We start from the raw sequence: 20,556 nt of genomic DNA on the forward strand, positions 1-20,556 counted from the left end.
TAAGGACAACATGGATCAATGCCCATCACCTCTAAACAAGAAACGAAAACTCAGGAAAAATCCGAGCCGCTGATTAATATCAAAACCGGCAATTCAACGGTGGATAAAAACATCGGCAGATTTTCACGGCTGGTGGAAAATGTTCAGTCATGGGGCTGGGTCGCGCACCTGCTGCGGACAACGGAACGCTTTAACGACCGCCTGGGCAGCCAGTTTGGCGCTGCTATCACCTACTTTTCCTTCCTGTCACTGATCCCTATCCTGATGGTGTCCTTCGCCGCAGTGGGTTTTGTGCTGGCCTCAAATCCCGACCTGCTGGCGGAGCTGATTAATAAAATAGTTAACAGTATCAGCGATCCGAATCTGGCGAATACTCTCAAAAACACCGTGAATACCGCTATCCAGCAGCGTACTGCCGTCGGGATCTCCGGTTTGCTGATTGCGCTCTATTCAGGTATCAGCTGGATGGGGAATCTGCGCGAAGCGATCCGCGCACAATCGCGCGATGTGTGGGAACGAAATCCGCAGGATCAGGAAAAGATTTACCGCCGCTATTTCCGCGACTTTATTTCGCTGACCGGGCTGGTGCTGGCGCTGATTATTACATTGTCGCTGACCTCCATTGCCGGTGCGGCGCAAAAAACCATTGTCGATGCGCTGGGTCTGGGCGGTATCGAATGGCTACGTCCGGTGATGACCAGCATCACGCTGGTGATTTCGATTGCCGCCAATTATCTGCTGTTCCTGTGGATTTTCTGGATGCTGCCGCGCCACAAACCACGCAAAAAAGCGCTGCTTCGCGGCACATTGCTGGCGGCGATTGGCTTTGAGGTGATCAAATTCGTAATGACCATGACGCTGCCGAAACTGGCGACTTCGCCTTCCGGCGCGGCATTCGGTTCCGTGATCGGGCTGATGGCTTTCTTTTATTTCTTCGCCCGTCTGACATTGTTTGTCGCCGCGTGGATTGCCACCGCGAAATACAAAGATGACCCGAAGATGCCCGATCCGCAGCTGAAAGACACTAAAAGCGGGAAAACCGCGACGGAAAACGACAGCGAATACACACCTGACAACCTCATCGTGCCAGATGAAATGCATATAACCGCCGTTAATTCTGAAAATAAGCTCGATAAGCAGTGAATAATGCCAGATAAGGTATTGCACCACTGCTGAAACCAGAATAACTGACTGAGGGCCGCACTTTTATTTCGCGGTTTTGCAGTCAGTTACTCTGCTTTTTATCTATTCGCCAAACTTATGATTGGTGAAATCCCGCCCTGTTAAAACTTTCCCCCGATCCGGCTTTAAACGCCCTTTTTCAGGGCTTCCGCTGCGTTGAAATACCGCCCTGCTCTGCATAAGATGCCTTTTCGATATACATTTATTTACATTAGATCCCTCCCACTCATTACAAATAAGAAACACTTATGCAAGCCACTATCACTCCAGAATTAGAAGCTGACGCCAACCTGGTGAGTCAGAACTCCCGCGGCAAAGTCATCGTGGCATCGCTAATCGGTACGGCCATCGAATTCTTCGACTTTTATATTTACGCCACGGCCGCGGTGATCGTTTTCCCGCACATTTTCTTCCCTCAGGGTGATCCGACTGCCGCCACGCTTCAGTCTCTGGCCACCTTCGCTATCGCTTTTATTGCACGTCCGATCGGTTCCGCACTGTTCGGTCACTTCGGCGATCGCGTCGGGCGTAAAGTCACCCTCGTGGCCTCTTTGCTGACGATGGGCGTATCTACCGTAGTCATCGGCCTGCTGCCGACCTACGCGACCATTGGCGTCTTCGCACCGTTACTGCTGGCATTAGCGCGTTTTGGTCAGGGGCTGGGGCTGGGCGGTGAATGGGGCGGCGCGGCATTACTCGCCACCGAGAACGCACCGGCGAAGAAACGTGCCCTGTACGGTTCTTTCCCGCAGCTTGGCGCGCCGATTGGCTTCTTCTTCGCCAACGGCATGTTCCTGCTGCTGTCATGGCTGCTCACCGACGAACAGTTCATTGCCTGGGGTTGGCGTGTGCCATTCCTGCTTTCTGCCGTGCTGGTGATTGTGGGTCTATACGTACGTGTTTCCCTGCATGAAACGCCGGTGTTCGCCAAAATCGCTCAAGCCGGCAAACAGGTAAAAGTACCCATCGGTACGCTGTTCACCAAATACAAAAAAGCGACGCTGCTGGGCACCTTCATCATGGTTGCGACGTACACGCTGTTCTACATCATGACCGTGTATTCGCTGGGCTACGGCACAGCCGCGCAGCCGCTCGGTCTGGGCATTCCGCGTAACGAATTCCTGCTGATGCTGATGCTTGGCGTGATCGGTTTCGGCGTGATGGTGCCGGTTGCCGGTCAGCTGGCGGATAAGTTTGGCCGTCGCAAAACCATGATTTGCATTACGCTGCTGATGATCGTCTTCGCGCTGTGCTTCCCGACCATTCTGGGTGCCGGTTCACAGGCGCTGGTGATGGTGTTCCTGCTGTGCGGCTTTATGGTCATGGGGCTGACTTTCGGTCCGATGGGCGCACTGTTGCCGGAACTTTTCCCGACAGAAGTTCGTTATACCGGCGCATCCTTCTCCTATAATGTGTCTTCGATACTGGGTGCGTCCGTCGCGCCGTATATCGCCACCTGGCTGGCAACTCATTACGGGTTGTTCTACGTGGGCGTGTATCTGGCCTCGATGGCAACGCTGACACTGATCGCGCTGCTGTTGTCCAAAGAAACCGCCCATCAGTCATTGTAACTGACACCGACACCGTGCCCGGTACGCGCCCGGCACGGTGCCTTCAGCGAAGGTTTCTTATGCGCTTACGACGACTTATCCTGCCAGTCCTGATCCTGCTTATCGTTATTGCTGCGGCCTTCTGGTATTTGTGGCCCCACACTTCTAATCCCAACGCTCTGTGGAACATCATCAGCAAGAAATGCGTGCCAAATCAGCAAAGCACAGGCAAACCTGCCCCCTGCGCGCAGGTCGATGAACAGCAAGGTTTTGTGGTGCTGAAAGACCTTAACGGCCCGTTGCAATATCTGCTGATGCCGACCGCGCGGATCACCGGCATGGAAAGCCCGGCCCTGCTGGAACCCGCAACGCCGAACTTTTTCAGTCAGGCATGGAATGCGCGGCATTTTATGGCGGATAAATACGGTAAGCCGATTGATGACAGCAATGTCTCATTGGCGATTAATTCGCAATACGGACGCTCGCAAAACCAGCTGCATATTCATATTTCCTGCCTTCTCCCGCAGGTGAAAACCACGCTAAGTAAAGACGGCGCGCAGATGGGATACAACTGGCAGGAGCTACCAGATAAGCTGCTCGGGCACACTTATCTGGCGCGCAAAGTCACCGCTTCTGAACTGAATCAGAAAGGCGCTTTCCGTATTCTGGCTGAAGGCGTGCCTGAAGCAGATAAGAAGATGGGGCATTTCGGCATGGCAATGGTCAGTCTGCCGGGCGGCGACTTCCTGCTGCTCGCCAGCGAACGGGACTTACTGAAACTCAATAACGCCTCGACCGAGGAAATCCAGGACCATAAGTGCGCGGTACTGGATCCGGTGCCTCAGCCTTAAAACCCTATCCCGGCCTCCCTCTTCTCAGGGGGAGGAGTTTACTCAACAGGATTACTTCTCATTCATTTGCTTCAATATCGGGCCGCACTGGTTTTCTTCATTGTCGCTTGGGGAAATCAGAGCGAGTAATGCAGCGGCCGGAGCCACCACTGCGCCGAGTGCGACAGCCGCCGCACCACGGGCGATCAGCGGTCCCGGTTTCACACCGGCATCCGGATTTTTATAAGTGCCGCGAACATACAGCGGTGAACGCAAGGTCAGGATACGCACGCCCTTGCTGTCCGGGTTGATCGACAAATCGAGCCGCTCGGTCGCCATATTGGTATTACCGGTGATGTTGATGACCGCATTTTCGGTATCGAAAACAAACAGCCTTGGTGTCACCAGCCCGTTCTTCACGTTGACGTTGGCGGCCGCACAGTTGATGGCCACTTCGTCATCGCCGAACAGTTTGCTGACCACGTAGTTACCCACATTCAGGCCCGCCAGTTCCATCAGCCCGCGGCTGATCACGCCGTCGTTGATGAGAATTTTCATGTCGCCATTGCTGGTACCGAGAAGTGCTGCGACAGAATTACCGGTACCTGTCAGTGTAGCGTCACCGTTCAGATCGCCCAGACTGCGCTCCATCGACTGCACACTTGGCAGGAGCTGTTTCAGTTTCAGCTTACGGGCATGAATGTCAGCCCGCGCCTGCATCGGCGATTTGTCGCCTTCAAGACGGATAGTAGAATTCAGGTTACCGCCCGCCACACCGAAACGCAGCGGATCCAGCAGGATTTCACCGTCGGTCAGTTTCAGGTGCGTGCTTAAGTCGCTCAGCGGCAGGGATTTGCCGTGCTCGATGCGTTTGGCGCTGAACTTCACATCGGCGTCCATGACGCGCCAGCTCTTGGTATCGAATTTCTCCACCGGCAGCACTTTATCGGAAGGCTGGCGGGTGGTTTCCCCACGTTTGGCTTTGTCTTTATTGGAATCCGCACCAATCAGCGGCGCGAGATCGGCAAAGCGCAGCTGTTTGGATACCACGTCCCCGGTCAGTTTAGGTCTTGGTTTGCTGGCCTGGTAGGTCAGAGAGCCGTGAATATCGCTGTCGCCAATTTCGCCGTTAAAGTTCTGATAACGGTAAATTGCACCGTTTTTACCGTGCAGCGTCGCCGATAAATGGCCATCGGTAGAATATGGCGGGGTTTGCGGCAACAGCACGCCGGTCAGACCGTACAAATCAGACAGCGTCTGGCCGGAGAATTTCAGGCGTAAATCCAGACCACCAAGATTCATCGGATCCTGCAAGGTACCGGCTACCGCCACCCGTGTGTTACCGGAGCGTACGTCGGCCTGTAACGGGAACAGCGCATCAGGGTCTTTCAGCGCCAGCATGCCGCCGATTTTACCGCTGCCGGAGAGCGATTCGCCGTTGTATTTACCCTCAACTTTCCAGCCAAAAACGTACGGAGGTGTTTTGGTTTTCGGCGCGTCTTTTTTATCGCCAACCACTTCGGTAAACGGCAGCGGTTTGCCCAGCGGATCAATCACAGCGCGGAAATCGGCTTTCAGCTTCGCGTCTTTATAATCGATTTGTCCGCGGTCAAACACGATGTCATTGAGGGTAAATGACCAGGCTGAGGGTGGCTGCGCCGGATCTTTGTTATCACTGTTGGCGAGATTGAACGTCCAGTTATTTTTGCCGTTATCCAGGCGCAACAGCGAAGCATCCGGCTGTTTCAGCCAGATACGTGGGATCAGCACTTCTTTATGCAGCAACGCCAGCGGAGCAATACTGGCGTCCACGCGGGCAAGTTTCACCATCTGCGCGTCTTTTTCGCCGGTTTGAACGTCTGAAGGGTTGCCGAGCACAAGATCTTCGGCATGAATGTGCGGCCACGGAACCCATGCACGCCAGCCCGCCTCGTCTTTCTGACGCGACCAGTCCACGCCTAAATTGCCGCGAATGGCGAAAGTTCGGTTCAGTTCGGCGCTGACCTTTTGATTGATGGTAGGTTTGAGGCGGTTCCAGTCGAAGGTCGCGATAAAAATCACGATAGCGATCAACAGAATGATAATGATGCCCACAACCCAGGAGATCACTTTACCTGTGCGCGTCATAAAGCTGTTCCTTTCAGACAGTTAACGAATCCCAGAGTTTAACCATAGTTGAATTCGTCACAGCTTGCCGGAAACGGCATGGGCATAGGAAGTAAAACGAGGCAGAGAATCTGACTATAAAATCATTTAAATCAATAAAATAACAATGAATCACACCACCTCTACACACCTGGCAATTTGAGACTTCGCCTCAGCAAGTAAGGTGTGATCCATTATCCTTTGAAATGTATTGGCAGGTTATCGAGATTGTCGAACGTCGCCGGACGCGCCAGATAATAGCCCTGGGCGGCGAGCGCATCGGAATTACAAACCATCGCCCATTCCGTGGCAGTTTCAACCCCTTCGATGATCACGCCTTTGCTGTAGCGGTTCATCAGCGTCACCAACGTGTAAAACAGGCGCGAGCCCTCTTCGCTCTGTCCTAAAAGAATAAACAAATCGCGGGCGATTTTGATGTATTCGTAATGCCAGGTAGTGAAGGAAGAAAAGTTAGCGATCCCCTGCCCGAAATCGTCGAGCCATAACCGGTCCGATTGCTCAATTTGCGACAGCGGAATACTCAGCGCGTGTTCAGCACTTTCGACCAGTTCAAAACGCACGTAAGGCATCGCGCTGATTTGCGCACGCAGCGCCGTATCAGATTGCAGCATTTCGAGCACCTGTCCATCGACGTTGATAGATGCCAGTAATTCATGGTCGATAAACAGACTTTGCCAGCGCTGTAACAGGTCAAGTTGCTCCTGCACAATTTGCAGGCGCTTGCCCACGGCTATCGCAACGAAATATTCTTCTGGCGAAATGAATTTGTGCGGATTCGCAGGGTGGAAAACCCCGGTCAGCAATTCAATCCCCAACAACTTTCCTGTCGTGCGATAAATGGGCTGAAAACGGTACACTCTCTGACACTGACGCCAGTAAGACTGTGCTTTTACGCGTTCTATCGCGGTAAAAGAAGGCGTAATCAGCCCTAACATCATCTTAGTTATCATATTTTTCTGCCGTCATGAATAAGAATCAGATCATCAGGTGACATGCGGCAACATGTGTTGCGTGACTACAATGGGTGCTGTCAACAAACCGGACTTCAGGGAAGCACGGCGTTTCACAGCGGCAAAGTAGCCCGGTTTCCTGGCTTTCATTAGTAGAGTTATCTATCGGCGTAGCGCGCGGAAACTTTAATCACTGCGCATTTCTCTGCAAGATTTGCGCATAAAAAACCCGAAAACCGGGCTGGAAGTTCCTTTGTGCAAGCTCTACATTGGGAAGAATGAAACATTTCATTGACGTTTTATTCACAATCCGGAGAGAAATATGCCCTACGTAAATATCAAAATCACCCGTGAGGGTGCGACGGCAGAACAGAAGAAAGCCCTGATTGCCGGTGTGACACAGCTGCTGGTGGATACGCTGGGCAAAAATCCGGCCAGCACTTTCGTCATTATTGATGAGGTCGATACCGATAACTGGGGTCTGGGTGGCCGTCCGGTAACTGAACTGCGCCAGGAAAGTCAGTAACGTCCTCAGGTGGAAGTGCTGCTGCTTCCACTTTTGCCTTCGTTTTTGCTTCGCTTTTCCTTCTTTTTTCTATCTCCTGCACAAAAAATAAAACCTCGTTTTAATTTGTTTGACTGACCGCATTCTTATGAAGAGACTAGAGCGCAATAATGACAGTCTTTTCTTTCCTTTCGTTTTAATGCTTCAGACATAGGCCAGGTACAATGACCCGCAAAAACATTGCCGTTATCGGCGAATGCATGATCGAATTATCTCAGAAAGGCGATGCCCTTCACCGCGGTTTCGGTGGCGACACGCTAAATACGTCTGTTTATATCTCCCGTCAGGTTTCCCCTGAGGCGCTGAACGTGCATTACGTTACCGCGCTCGGCACCGACAGTTTCAGCAATGAAATGTTGCAGGCGTGGCAGGAAGAAGGCGTGAACACGAGTCTGACTCAGCGTCTGGAAAACAAACTGCCTGGCCTTTATGTGATTGAAACCGACGCCACCGGCGAGCGCACTTTTTACTACTGGCGCAATGATGCCGCCGCGCGCTACTGGCTCGACAGCCCGCAATCCGAAGAGATTTGCCAGAAGCTGGCAGAGTTCGACTATCTGTACCTGAGCGGTATTAGTCTGGCGATCCTTAACGATGAAAGCCGCGACCGCCTGATGACCCTGCTGAAAGCCTGCCGTTCACGCGGCGGCAAAGTCATTTTTGACAACAACTACCGTCCGCGTCTGTGGGCCAGCAAAGAACAGACGCAAGCCGCCTACAACACGATGCTTTCCTGCACGGATATCGCGTTCCTGACGCTCGACGACGAAGACATGTTGTGGGGCCAGAAACCGTATGACGAAGTGATTGCGCGCACTCACGCGCTGGGCGTCAGCGAAGTGGTGGTGAAACGCGGAGCCGACAGCTGCATCGTGTCCAGCGCCGAAGGCGAGCAGCATGATGTGCCAGCAGTGAAATTGCCGAAAGAGAAAGTGATTGATACGACCGCAGCAGGAGATTCCTTCAGCGCCGGATATTTAGCGGTGAGGCTCACCGGCGGAAGTGCGGTGGAAGCAGCGGTTCGCGGACATGAAACGGCGAGCACCGTGATTCAGCATCGCGGGGCGATCATCCCGATGGAGTTTATGCCAGACCGGGCATAACCTTTACTCCTCCCCCTGTGAAGGGGGAGGGAGCAGATCGATTTTTACTCAACGATTATTGTGCACTCGTCGCCGCCGAAGCCGCCGGCACCTCAGTTGCAGGTGCATCAGCCGCTGGCGCGGTCTCCGCCGGTGCCATCACTTTGTCATACACCGCCCGCAGTTCACCTGCATTCAGTTCAGGTTCACCTTTTGGTTGTGCAATCAGCATGGCCGGTTCACGGGAAAGCTGCTGTTTCAGCTCCTGATTCAGTACCGGCAACGTCAGCGTGGTGAGGAACTGCTGACGCAACTGCTGGTACTGCTCAGGTGCGATATCCACGACGCCGTTCTGCTGCGAGCGTAAACGCTGGCTCATCAGCACATCCGTATCGGTGCGCGCATAGGTTGCGAAAAGCTTGCTCAGCTGATCGTTTTTCTGCGCAATCAGCGCATCAAACTCAGCCTGTGAAATACCTTTATCACGCACAACCAGCAACTCTTCGGATAAACGCTTAAACAGCTCGGCAAGTTTCGCCTGTGGCGCTTCAATACGGATAGCACACTGGGCGCGCTGATATTGCACGTTGCAGTCAAAGCCCAGAGCCGGGCCTGATGTGGTGGCATCTTTCTTAGTTTCGAAAGCGCTTTTCAGAGCTTCCTGCAAATGCCAGAACAGCGCCTCACGGGCTAAATCACTGCGCCAGTATGCGGAGAGTGCCTGCGAATCCTGAATCGGCTGCCAGACGTTGTCCCACATTAACGAAAGACGATCCTGAGTCAGGTTTTCATCCATCACTGTCATCGACTTGGTGGTGACTTCCGAAAGCGTCGGCAAGGTTTGTGGCGTCTGACGGCTGCCCTTGAGAACGGAGAAAGTCCGGTTGATTTGTTCGCTCAGACCACGGCCATCCACATTCCCGACCACAAACAGCGTCATCGCATCAGGGGTATACCACTGATGATAGAATTTGGTTAATGCTTCGATATTGACGGGTTTTGTCGGTAACTGATCCGGGCTGTGCCCGACCAGAGTCGAACCGGCCATACGAGCACGCCACCAGGCATCCTGCGTATTTTGCGGTAAAGACCCCACCGGATCCTGAGATTCCTGACGCGCGGCACTCACCAGCGCCGGGGTGACAGAGATTTTACCGGCGGTATTTGCCAGCCAGTTCAGCGCATCCTTGAGAAGATCAGGACGGTTATTAGGCAGGCTCAGGTTGTACATGGTGAAATCGTAAGAACTGACAGCCGGTGGCAGCGGGCGCTGCGGATTGATACTTTGCTGCCATAAAGACTGTAACTGAGACGTGCTGAATCCTTCGCTGTGCATCAGTGCCAGACGCGGAAGGAAATGGGCATAGCCCGATTGCTGGGGAGATTCTGCCAGCGAGCCGGTGCGAACCACCAGGCGTAATTCAATACGATCGCTCGGGCGTTGCGGCGTGGTCAGCAACTGCCAGGTAAATCCATTGTCCAGCTTGCCCTGCTGCCAGGCAGGATCAGGCTGTAATGCTTCAGCTTGCACATGACTTGCGGCTGCTGCCAGCAACAATCCACCAATGAGTAAACGGATTTTGGTGCCCTGCATGTGAACCCCTACGTAATGACAATCTAATTTTAAAATTTGCTGTCCTGCCGGTGTCAGTTGACTCGCCCACAGGAACTGAATGCGTAAGTTTAAGGACGAAAAATACAGCCCTTCGTTAGACCGCGCTTTTCCTGCAAAGTCGCGCAGTCAGCAAAAATATTCTGGGAATGATCGCCGGATGCGGCGTTCTGCGGACATATTATGAAGATAATCCACCGGTTACATCAAGTAACCGGTGGATATTAGGGGGATTTGAGGCTAAAAAGATGCGTTTTTAGAAGCGTTTAACAATATTTCATCCCTCCTCAGGCCTTTATTCAGAAACCTGAAGCGGATTTCTCGGCCTCTGTCAGGCCTTTCTGGCCGTTTAATGTCGCTTTTAACTGCCCTTCATCGAGCTGATCACACCATTTTGCAACCACGATAGTAGCAACGCCGTTACCCACTAAATTAGTCAGCGCACGCGCTTCAGACATAAAGCGGTCAATACCCAGAATCAGCGCCAGACCCGCAACCGGCAAGTGCCCAACTGCTGACAGTGTGGCCGCCAGCACGATGAAGCCACTGCCGGTTACGCCCGCTGCGCCTTTTGACGACAGCAGCAGCACTACAATCAGGGTGATCTGATGCCAGATATCCATGTGGGTATTAGTGGCCTGAGCGATAAACACAGCCGCCATGGTCAGATAAATCGAGGTGCCATCCAGGTTAAAGGAATAGCCCGTCGGAATAACCAGCCCGACCACCGATTTCTTACAGCCAAGACGCTCCATTTTATCCAGCATGCGCGGAAGCGCGGATTCAGAAGAAGACGTGCCGAGAACGATCAGTAATTCTTCTTTAATATAATTCACAAATTTGAAGATGCTGAAGCCGGTGAAGCGTGCGATAAGCCCGAGTACCACCACCACGAACAGAATACAGGTCAGGTAGAAGCACAGGATCAGCTGGCCGAGCTGCACCAGAGAACCGACGCCATACTTACCGATAGTGAACGCCATCGCCCCGAAGGCACCCAAAGGAGCCAGGCGCATAATCATGTTGATGATGCCGAAAATGACCCCTGAGAAACTTTCAATCACATTGAAAATCAGCTGGCCTTTGTGGCCCATGCGGTGCAGCGCAAAGCCAAACAGCACAGCGAACAGCAGTACCTGCAAAATATTACCGCTGGCGAACGCACCAATCACACTCGATGGGATCACATCGAGCAGGAAAGGAATGATGCCCTGGCTCTGTGCCTGCTCGGCGTAAACCGCGACGGCTTTGGCATCCAGCGCGGCAGGATCGACGTTCATCCCGGCGCCCGGTTGCACGATGTTGACGATCACCAGCCCGATAATCAGCGCCAGAGTACTCACGATTTCAAAATAAAGCAGCGCGATGGCTCCTGTGCGCCCCACTGCTTTCATGCTTTCCATGCCGGCGATGCCGGTGACAACGGTACAGAAGATAACCGGCGCGATGATCATTTTGATTAACTTAACAAAACCATCACCTAATGGTTTCATTTGCGCGCCGATATCCGGATAGAAATGTCCCAGCAGCACGCCCACAGTAATTGCCAAAAGAACCTGAAAATACAGACTCTTGAAGAGTGATTTTTTCATGAATACCCATCCTGAAGTGAGTGCATCGCCCTTGGTTTTTTAAGATTAAAGATAATGAGGCGAGTGCATTGAAGTAACATCAACACAACATGATGGAAATATTTCGTTTCTCTGTGCAATGACGACTCATTAAAAACCAGAGCGGAAACCATTCAGCGCGGAATTAAGTAAGTAAAAAAATCATAGAGAGTGAGAAAAGTAGCTGGCAGGAGGGGGTTTCCTGCCTTTCAGAGCATTCAGGAAGGCTGACAGAATTTGCGTTCAAATTCATTTTTGGAAAGCGGCGGGGAGAATAAATAACCCTGCCCAAGGTGAATATTTTCATTCAGCAGCCACATACGCTGCTCCTCTGTTTCGACCCCTTCGGCGACCAGCTGGATATTCATTGCACGCCCGATGGACGCCACAATGTTCACCATGACTTCGTCCTCAGGCAGAACGCTGACAAAGCTGCGGTCGATTTTGATGACATCAATCGGCAGAGAACGCAGGCGGTTGAGATATTCCAGACCAGAATAACCCAGGCCAAAATCATCCAGCTCAATCGATACGCCCGCTGCGCGTAATTCACTCAGCAGCACGAGTGCGCGATCCAAATCTTCAATCCGCGCTGTTTCGGTAATTTCCAGAACCAGCTGTCCCGGATTGATTTTGTAACGGCTCAGCAGGCTGCGCAGCTCCGGCAGAAAATTACGTTGCTGCACCTGAACGCCGGAAAGATTAACCGACAACGGCAGCGTGATCCCGCGCTGTTGCCAGTCCGCGAGTATCTGGCAACCTAGCTCGAGAATTTTGTAACCCAGCAGACTCATCACGCCAATTTCTTCAGCCAGCACGATGAAATCACTTTCCAGCCCGTAACTGCCGTCGGCCATTTTACGTCGCAGCAAGGCTTCCGCGCCGACTACTGCGCCGGTTTTCATATTCATCTGCGGCTGGATAAACAGCGTGAAATCGTTTTGCTCCATGGCATGCAGAATTTCGTTTTCCTGCAATAAGCGTTTCTGAATCTTTTCGGTCAGCTCAGGCTCGAAGAACAGAATCTGATTTTTACCCTGCTGATAAGCGGAAAGTCTGGCGGCACGCGCGTTAGACATCATCTGCTGCGCACTTACCGGGAATTCGTCCGTGTGCTGAACGATGCCGATACTGCCCGTCGGATGCAGGGACATATTGCCCGCGTGACTTTCCTGCGGCGCATTGATGCGTTCCATGATTTGTCGTGCCAGCCGCATTGCCATGAAGGGACGCGCAATGTCCCCCGCGAGCAAGGCAAATTCGTTGTAACTCAGACGTGCCATCAGACAATGTTCCGGCAGCACCTCCATAATAGAAGATATCAGCGGGCAATCGACATGCCCGTCATCGCGCAGACTTTCGATACCGATCAGCAGCAGATGGAAACCTTTTTCCGGCTCCTCTGAACCGAGCCGTTGTTGCAGGCGCTCAATGAACTGTTCTTCATTATTAAGACCGGTTTCGGAAAGTGGCAGCGCGCCTTCACTATTTTGCGGTAACTTTTCTCGTTGTTGCTGATTGCGGTTGTAGCTGCGTACCAGCATACCGATTTCGTCATCTTCATGACGTTCAGGCAGGGTCAGCTGGTGATAAGGGACGTCACTTTCCGGCAGGGATTCCAGCTCACTGGCAATCGTGCGCAGCGGTTTAACGATCAGGCGGTTGATAATCCAGCTCAGAGAAATCGTCAAGATCAGCGCCAGCAGCAGATAAGTTGTCAGCATGGTAGACAGGGCGCTGACGATAAACTGATACATGCGGTAGGAATCGGCCTGAAGAACTAAAAAGGCCAGAGGTTTAGGCGCTTTCGGGCTGGCGGCAGCAGAATAAAGAGGAACTGAAATGGTCACCGGTAAATTAAACCCGCGTATTACCCATTGCGGCACCGGGCGACCAGGCGGGAAATGCGTATGTAGCGCCGCGATTTGGTTAGGCATCACTACATCGGCCCGACTCAGAATCCCCACCGGTTGCAGCGTATTGAGGATGTCCTGAGTTTCTTCCAGATCGACATCCAACACGGCTTGCGACAGTGGCTCACGGACAGAATGTGCAATATTTTCAAGTTGCTGGGCGTAATCGTCCCTCCGCTGCTGTACAAAGTGAAACAGCTGGATGACGATGAAGATACAGATAGTGAATGCAGCGATGCCTGATACCGCCGCCATCTGTTTGATCGTTAATGAACGCCTGACCCGCAACTTAATTCTCCATTCACCGCAGACACGATTTTCCCCGCACACTTTATCAGGAACGGTACTTATGCGCAGTATACCTGATAACCGGTAAAGACGAGGCCAAACTCAATATTTTGACTATAAAAAACAACACGTTTGAAGGAAGCCTTCTACACTAATTAATCGTTAAGCTTATTCACTTACGAAAAACATACATTACGGGACGTAATCGAAAATCACTCAAAAAAGAACATACTAACTTAAGCGCGACTGATGAAGTTTGTGTGCTATTCATCACATTAAAGATGAACATTTCAACTGCTTTAACTCAAACATCCAGCGGATAAATGCTAAAAACCTTTTGTGACAACCATTTATATAGGCAACTTTTTTATACGGGAAAATCCTAATTTTTGTAAAAAGTGCTCTATGCTGTAAAAGAACTGATATATTAAGACGAGTCTTATTCCCACATAAAACTTTAAAAAAATTAAACTTTTTCACACTCTTTGTTAGCGGCCATTCAGGGTCGTTTTGACGTCCAGAAAACACCGATATATATAATCCTACCGGGCGGGATTTATGAATAAATATGACGATATTAAACGTTTTATGGATAAGACGAAGTTGGAAAATCTTGATTATAAAGAGCTTAATGAAAAATCGGCCGGTGAATCCCTTTCCGGCTCAATGAATCAATGGACACTGATTAAACAAGTCTCAGCCAGCGAAGAGCCTGCGGGACCTCTCGATAACGGCCGTTCAACGCAACCTACCCCCCAGTCCATATCTGCGGATGAATTTTCTCTATCTGTTGCACAGCCTGTGCATGAATACCAGGCACCGCAACAGCCAGTAACGCATGCGCACAGCGCGCCGTTGTCATTGGAAGTGCCTCCTCCGGCTGCCGGTTTTGGTTTGCTGGATGCTGTGCGTGAAACGCTGCCTCCTGCGGCGGCAAAGCCTGCGCCAGCACCGGTTCAGCCCGCACAGCATCAGCCGGTTCATACGGCCCCGACGCTGCATGCACAGTCTGTCATTCCTGACAGCGGTTCGGGTTTACTCGATTCGCTGCGTAAAGCCATGCCTGAGGTACCGCCGGCACCTGCTCCGGTTCAGTCCGCACCAGTTCATACGCCTCAGCCAGTACAACAACCCGCCGCGCCGGTTTATCACCAGCCGCCGGTACAGGATCCCGCGCCCGCATACAGCCCTGCACCCGTTCGCGGTCCGGCGCCTGGGGTGCCTGCTTCACCGGCGTCTGCTGATGTTAACCAGCGCTTTAAACAGATGTTTAAACAGCGGGCTCCGCAACCTGCCAGCGCTTATTTACATCGCGACACACCGCTTCAACCATTGTTAGAGATGATTGCCTCATGCCGTTAGTTTGCGTTTGTTCACCGAAAGGTGGAGTTGGAAAAACCACGGTGGCCTCCAATCTGGCCTATTCGCTTGCCCGCAGTGGCAGCAAAGTGCTGGTCATCGATTTTGATGTGCAGAACGCCCTTCGCCTTCATTTCGGTGTCCCCATTTCCGATACCCGCGGTTTTGTTGCCGGTTCTGGTAATGAATCCGACTGGAGCCAGTTTATTCTCAAAGCCGGTTCCAACACCTTCGTATTACCTTACGGCGAAGTCACCGAAGACCAGCGTCTGGAATTCGAACATCAGCTGGCGACCGATCCACATTTTTTACAGCGTGGATTAAATACCGTCTTAAATTATCCGGGTTTAATTATTATCGCCGATTTTCCTCCGGGACCGAGCCCAGCATTAAAAGCGGTTCAGGCGATTGCCGATTTACATGTGGTGGTCATGCTGGCAGATACGGCGTCATTATCTTTATTGCCGTTAATGGAAAAGAACAAATTAATAGGCACCCCGTTGAATAATAAAAAGGGTGAATATTACGTTGTTAACCAAAGTGACACCCGCCGGACTTTAAGCCGTGACGTCACACAATTTTTTGAACAACGTTTGAACGAAAGATTATTAGGCACAATCCACAGGGATGAATGCGTGCCAGAGGCCAATGCCTCGCAGCGCTCTATTATTGATTTCAGTCCGGTATCAGCTTCCGCATTTGATATTGAACTGATCAGCAAAAAAGTCGCCGCCATTTTAGGGATTAAAGTTGGTGATGGTGAATTACACGCCGCGCCTAAATCTGGCAGTTATTAACTATCACTGTTAACAGCGACCCCAAAGCGATGAATAAATTCCTGTTTTCCCTGCTTGTGCTTCTGCTGCTGCCTGTGGCAGCAGTCATTATCATCACTCCGATGGACAGCCAGAAGCAGTACATTTTTGGTCTGATCAGCATCGGGCTATTATTCCTGCTCGGCATCAGTAAAAGCCGCCGCATTAGTGTGGTCATGGTCATCATGTCCATAATGATGTCGACCCGTTATATTTACTGGCGCGCAACAGAAACGCTGCATTTTAATTCGACGATTGAAGCCATTTTAGGGATCGGGTTATTCCTCGCGGAGCTGTACGTCTGGCTGATTTTATTGCTGGGCTATCTGCAAACGACCTGGCCATTAAAACGCACTATTGAACCGCTGCCGGATGACACCAGTTTGTGGCCAACAGTCGATGTTTATATTCCCTCGTATAACGAAAGTCTTGATGTGGTACGCGATACCGTCCTGGCGGCGCAGTGCATCGATTATCCAAAAGATAAAATCAAAATTTACGTCCTCGATGACGGTAAACGCGACGAATTTGCGGTGTTCTCGGCGGATGCGGGTGTCGGTTATATCACCCGTAACGACAACTTCCACGCCAAAGCCGGTAACCTGAACCATGCGATGAAACTCACCAAAGGCGAGCTGATTTGCGTGTTCGACTGTGACCACGTAGCCACCCGCGCGTTTCTGCAAGCGACCGTCGGCAGCTTCCTGAAAGACCCGCGTTTGGCGCTGATCCAGACGCCTCACTATTTCTATTCGCCTGATCCGTTTGAACGTAACCTTTCCGCCGGGCGCACCATGCCTAACGAAGGTGCGCTGTTCTACGGTCCGGTTCAGCAGGGTAATGACAACTGGAACGCGACTTTCTTCTGCGGTTCCTGTGCAGTTATCCGCCGCGTAGCACTGGAAGAAGTGGGCGGCTTTGCAGTAGAAACCGTCACCGAAGATGCTCACTCCGCGCTGAAAATGCAGCGTCGTGGCTGGAACACCGCGTTTCTGGATATCCCGCTGGCTGCCGGTCTGGCAACGGAACGTCTCGGCCTGCACGTCATTCAGCGTACCCGCTGGGCACGCGGCATGACGCAGATTTTCCGCGTCGATAATCCGCTTTTTGGCCGTGGCCTGAAATGGCAGCAACGTCTGTGTTATCTGAACGCCATGCTGCATTTCCAGTTCGGTTTACCGCGCGTGGTGTTTCTGACCGCCCCGCTGGCGTTCCTGCTGTTTAACCTGAACATCATTTCCTCATCCGCCAGCCTGATTTTCGCTTACGCGCTGCCGCATCTGGTGATGTCGCTGTACATCAACTCCCGTATGAATGGCCGTTTCCGTTACACCTTCTGGGGTGAAATTTATGAAACCGTCATGGCGTTCCATCTGATCCTGCCAACGATTGTGACCCTGTTCGCGCCAAAACGCGGCAAGTTCAACGTGACAGACAAAGGCGGTTTGCTTGATGTCGGCTTCTTTGACTTTAACATCGTAAAACCCCACCTGATTGTCGCCATTCTGATGATTATCGGTATCGGCTACGGCGTGGTGCGTGCCATTTTCCACGATTACTTTGCCATTGATCCCAACGTTATCGCGCTGAACGTGGCGTGGGGCAGCTTCAGTGTGCTGATCCTGCTGGCGGCAATTGCAGTGGCAAAAGAAACGCGTCAGGTGCGCAAAACCATCCGTATTGATGTGGCGATCCCGGCCATCATTCATTACGCCAACGGGATTTCACTGCGCACGACCACGATCGATATGTCGATGGGTGGCGTGCAGCTGGTCACGCCGGATGTGCGTTATCTCGAAGAAGAAATTGAAGAAGTGGAAATCCAGCTTTCATCAGGCGCCGAGAGTTTCCCGGTCAGCCAGGTGAGCGGTAACAAAGAGCGCATTCGTCTGCAATTTGAAAACCTGCCGCTCTCGAAACGTCGTGAACTGGTGCGCGTGGTGTTATGCCGTGCGGATGCCTGGATTGGCGAAGAATACCCGCAGGATAACCCGTTCAAGTCATTGCTCAGCATCATCCGTTGCGTGTTCGAGTTGTTCTACAACACGTGGAAAGAACGCCGCGCTAAAACTAAACCCGCTGACGCCACCAGCAAGAGTGAAGCAGCATGAATCGACCACGTAAACCGACCGTAAAGCGCCGTTTCTCTGCTGTGCCGGGCTCATCCCTGCTCAGGAAAATCACCACCGGTTTATTACTGACGTTCAGCAGTCTGCCGTTCACGCAGGCTGAAGAAACGCCTGCACCGGCGGTTGATCCTGCGACCAGTTTGCCCGCCGCGCCGTCCTGGCTGCCGCCGGTGACACCGATGCCGGATGACACGACAGCGCCTGCCAGCAACGCTGCACCCGCAGCGTCTGCCCCGGCGCCTTCCGCTGACACACCGCAGGCCGATACCACGCCGGTGAACAACAGCAGCTCACTGTCCGCGCCTGTGGCTCCGGTTACCGATCCGGGTGCCACGCCAGCACCGGTGATCCCGCTGGTTCAGCCGGTCACCAGTAATATTACCGTGGCAGAAATGGGCCAGCCAAACGGCCTGACGCTCAGCGGCGGTCAGTTGCAGTCCGGCATTATTTTCACCCTGCCTGCGGATGAGGTCGTGACTAACGCGCATCTTTCGCTGGCACTGAAAATTTCTCCGGCGCTGATTGCCCGCGATACCACACTCGAGCTGATGCTCAACGGCCAGCCGCTGGGTAATCTGCCGCTGAATCAGAGCAGCAACGGTGGCGATGTTTACGATCTGGACATCCCGTCTGCGATGGTGGTGTCCAGCAACAACCTGAGCTTCCGCGTGCATGACAGCAACACCATGACCTGCGAGAAAGATCAGTCGGATAAATACTGGGTCACGATTTTGCCGACCACCAGCATTGGTCTGGAAGGTCAGCAGCTGAATATCGGCCGCAATCTGGGTAACTTCCCGCGTCCGTTCTTTGATGGCCTGCAAATGCAGGAGTCCAAAATCACCATGGGCTTCTCGGCGTCGATGAAACCCGGCGATGTCAGCGCAGCGGCGATGGTCTCTTCTTATCTCGGCATGTTGTCTGATTATCGCAGCGTCGATTTCCCGGTCATTCTGAACGATTTGCCGGATCAGAACGGCATTCTGTTCGGCAAGCCCGGCGATAAAATCGGTTCGCTGACGCTGCCACCCAGCAACGGCGCATCCATTCAGATTATCGATAACCCGATTAATCCGGTCTACAAACTGCTGCTGGTGCTCGGCAATGACGACAATGAACTGCGTCAGGCTGCATACCGGCTGATTAACGGCGGTATGCCGAACAATGCCGATCATCTGGATGTCGCGCAGCAAACCATTCCATCTAGCAAACCGTATGACGCGCCGCGCTGGATAGATACGTCACGTCCGGTCACGCTGGGTGAACTGGCGGGTAAAGATCAGGATTCACTGATTTCGAACGGGATTTATCACGACGGTATTCAGGTGGCGTTCCGCGCCGCGCCGGACTTGTTCATGTGGGATGGCCACAATATTCCGGTGCGCATTGATTATCGTTTTCCGACGGAAAACTGGATTGATGAAGATAATTCGAAGCTTAATGTCTCCATCAACAGCAACTATCTGCGCAGCCTGACGGTAAACAAAGTCGGACTGATCGAGAATCTCTGGCGTCGGCTTGGCGGCGACAGCCGTCAGGAACGTTACACCATTCAGCTCGCGCCATACCTGATTTACGGGGATAACCAGCTGCAATTCTATTTCGACATCAAGCCGAAAAAAGATGCGCCGTGCAGCATTCTGACCAGCGATAACATCAAGAGCCGTATCGATCCGAAATCCTTCATTGACCTGAGCGGAAGCTATCACTTCGCCCAGTTACCGAACCTGTCGTATTTCGTCGGTGCTTCATATCCGTATTCCAAACTGGCTGATTTCTCCGACACCCTGATGCTGTTGCCGCAAACGCCAACGGCGGATGAAATTCATACCCTGCTGAACCTCGCTTCGCGCGCCGGTAAAGCCACCGGTGTGCCGGTCAATCACGTTCAGGTGGCCTTCGGCCTGAAGGGCGATGAACAGAATAACCCGCTGTTTGATCGCGATATTCTGGCTGTCACCACGCTTGGCGATACGCCGTTCAATCAGCAACTTCTGGCTGACTCGCCGTTTAGCGTCAATGCCGGTTCGATGGGCGTGAAAACGCCAACCGAAGTGCAGCGCCTCGTGGCCTGGCTGACCGGTGACTGGTACCGCCAGCCGGTGGATGCTGACCGTTATCTGTCCTCGACCGGCGCATGGCGTGGCTTCGTCAGTTACCGTTCACGCTGGTCTAACGATCACGTGGTCGTGGTCGCGACCGGCACAGACGACCAGCAGTTGCTGAAAATCCATAACGATCTGAAATCGCCAAAAATTAACGCCAACGTGCGCGGCGACCTGGCGATCATTACCGATGAAAATGGCATCCGCAGTTTCTCCGTCGGTCAGCAATTCCCGACCGGACAAATGCCGTGGTACATGATGGTGCTCTGGTACGCCAGCACGCATATCGTGATCCTGTCGCTGATTGCCACCCTGCTTTCGCTGGTAATTGGACTGAGCCTGTTCGTTGTCCTGCGTCGTCATGCGGCTAAACGTCTGGGTCAGAAATGAAAAGCATCGG

Annotated in this window: 14 protein-coding genes; 9 read left to right on the forward strand and 5 right to left on the reverse strand. The window is 52.5% G+C overall.

Going from position 1 to position 20,556, the window contains the following annotated elements:
* Positions 1–18: 18 nt before the first annotated feature.
* The 3 genes from yhjD (at position 19) to D5398_RS11715 (ending at position 3,583) form a co-directional block, all read left to right on the forward strand.
* Positions 19–1,143 (forward strand): inner membrane protein YhjD, encoded by a 1,125-nt coding sequence (yhjD, locus tag D5398_RS11705; protein WP_120507799.1) that lies wholly within the window; start codon positions 19–21, stop codon positions 1,141–1,143.
* 287 nt (positions 1,144–1,430) lie between these two features.
* Entirely contained in the window at positions 1,431–2,753 is a 1,323-nt protein-coding gene (locus tag D5398_RS11710; RefSeq protein ID WP_120507800.1) for an MFS transporter, read from the forward strand.
* A gap of 59 nt (positions 2,754–2,812) precedes the next feature.
* The gene (locus tag D5398_RS11715) at positions 2,813–3,583 is read left to right on the forward strand and encodes a CDP-diacylglycerol diphosphatase (protein WP_120507801.1); all 771 of its coding nucleotides are present in this window, start codon (positions 2,813–2,815) and stop codon (positions 3,581–3,583) included.
* A 51-nt stretch (positions 3,584–3,634) separates the two neighbouring features.
* On the opposite strand, the gene D5398_RS11720 is transcribed toward D5398_RS11715, so the two are convergent.
* Together D5398_RS11720 and pdeH are read right to left on the reverse strand one after the other, a co-directional pair.
* Positions 3,635–5,689, reverse strand: a complete 2,055-nt coding sequence (locus D5398_RS11720) for an AsmA family protein (protein ID WP_120507802.1) — start codon at positions 5,687–5,689, stop codon at positions 3,635–3,637.
* A 212-nt stretch (positions 5,690–5,901) separates the two neighbouring features.
* Positions 5,902–6,678: a cyclic-guanylate-specific phosphodiesterase gene (gene pdeH / locus D5398_RS11725; protein WP_120132808.1), complete on the reverse strand. Its 777-nt coding sequence runs from the start codon at positions 6,676–6,678 to the stop codon at positions 5,902–5,904.
* A 322-nt stretch (positions 6,679–7,000) separates the two neighbouring features.
* Here pdeH and D5398_RS11730 point away from each other — a divergent pair, with 322 nt between their 5' ends.
* Entirely contained in the window at positions 7,001–7,204 is a 204-nt protein-coding gene (locus D5398_RS11730) for a 2-hydroxymuconate tautomerase family protein (RefSeq protein WP_120132807.1), read from the forward strand.
* 203 nt (positions 7,205–7,407) lie between these two features.
* Positions 7,408–8,346 (forward strand): 2-dehydro-3-deoxygluconokinase, encoded by a 939-nt coding sequence (gene kdgK, locus D5398_RS11735; RefSeq protein WP_120507803.1) that lies wholly within the window; start codon positions 7,408–7,410, stop codon positions 8,344–8,346.
* Positions 8,347–8,401: 55 nt separating this feature from the next.
* Here kdgK and D5398_RS11740 read toward each other — a convergent pair whose 3' ends face one another.
* From D5398_RS11740 to hmsP, 3 genes are all read right to left on the reverse strand, one after another.
* Positions 8,402–9,919, reverse strand: coding sequence for a M16 family metallopeptidase (locus D5398_RS11740; RefSeq protein ID WP_120507804.1), 1,518 nt, complete (start codon positions 9,917–9,919; stop codon positions 8,402–8,404).
* A gap of 317 nt (positions 9,920–10,236) precedes the next feature.
* A complete protein-coding gene (locus tag D5398_RS11745) occupies positions 10,237–11,529 on the reverse strand; it encodes a dicarboxylate/amino acid:cation symporter (RefSeq protein WP_112291844.1) in 1,293 nt (430 codons plus the stop codon).
* 236 nt (positions 11,530–11,765) lie between these two features.
* Complete coding sequence (hmsP, locus tag D5398_RS11750) at positions 11,766–13,748, reverse strand: biofilm formation regulator HmsP (RefSeq protein WP_120507805.1); 1,983 nt, start codon at positions 13,746–13,748, stop codon at positions 11,766–11,768.
* Between the two features lie 558 nt (positions 13,749–14,306).
* On the opposite strand from hmsP, the gene D5398_RS11755 reads away from it, so the two are divergent.
* The 4 genes from D5398_RS11755 to bcsB are packed head-to-tail and all read left to right on the forward strand — an operon-like array spanning position 14,307 to position 20,546.
* Positions 14,307–15,110: a cellulose biosynthesis protein BcsO gene (locus D5398_RS11755; protein WP_120507806.1), complete on the forward strand. Its 804-nt coding sequence runs from the start codon at positions 14,307–14,309 to the stop codon at positions 15,108–15,110.
* The gene (gene bcsQ / locus D5398_RS11760) at positions 15,101–15,904 is read left to right on the forward strand and encodes a cellulose biosynthesis protein BcsQ (protein ID WP_120132802.1); all 804 of its coding nucleotides are present in this window, start codon (positions 15,101–15,103) and stop codon (positions 15,902–15,904) included. Before D5398_RS11755 ends, bcsQ begins: the two co-directional genes overlap by 10 nt.
* Before the next feature lie 29 nt (positions 15,905–15,933).
* The gene (gene bcsA, locus D5398_RS11765) at positions 15,934–18,033 is read left to right on the forward strand and encodes a UDP-forming cellulose synthase catalytic subunit (protein ID WP_120507807.1); all 2,100 of its coding nucleotides are present in this window, start codon (positions 15,934–15,936) and stop codon (positions 18,031–18,033) included.
* The gene (gene bcsB, locus D5398_RS11770) at positions 18,030–20,546 is read left to right on the forward strand and encodes a cellulose biosynthesis cyclic di-GMP-binding regulatory protein BcsB (protein ID WP_120507808.1); all 2,517 of its coding nucleotides are present in this window, start codon (positions 18,030–18,032) and stop codon (positions 20,544–20,546) included. Before bcsA ends, bcsB begins: the two co-directional genes overlap by 4 nt.
* The last annotated feature ends 10 nt before the right edge of the window (positions 20,547–20,556 follow it).

The sequence above is a fragment of the Rahnella bruchi genome (assembly GCF_003614975.1).
GTDB classification, from domain to species: domain Bacteria; phylum Pseudomonadota; class Gammaproteobacteria; order Enterobacterales; family Enterobacteriaceae; genus Rahnella; species Rahnella bruchi.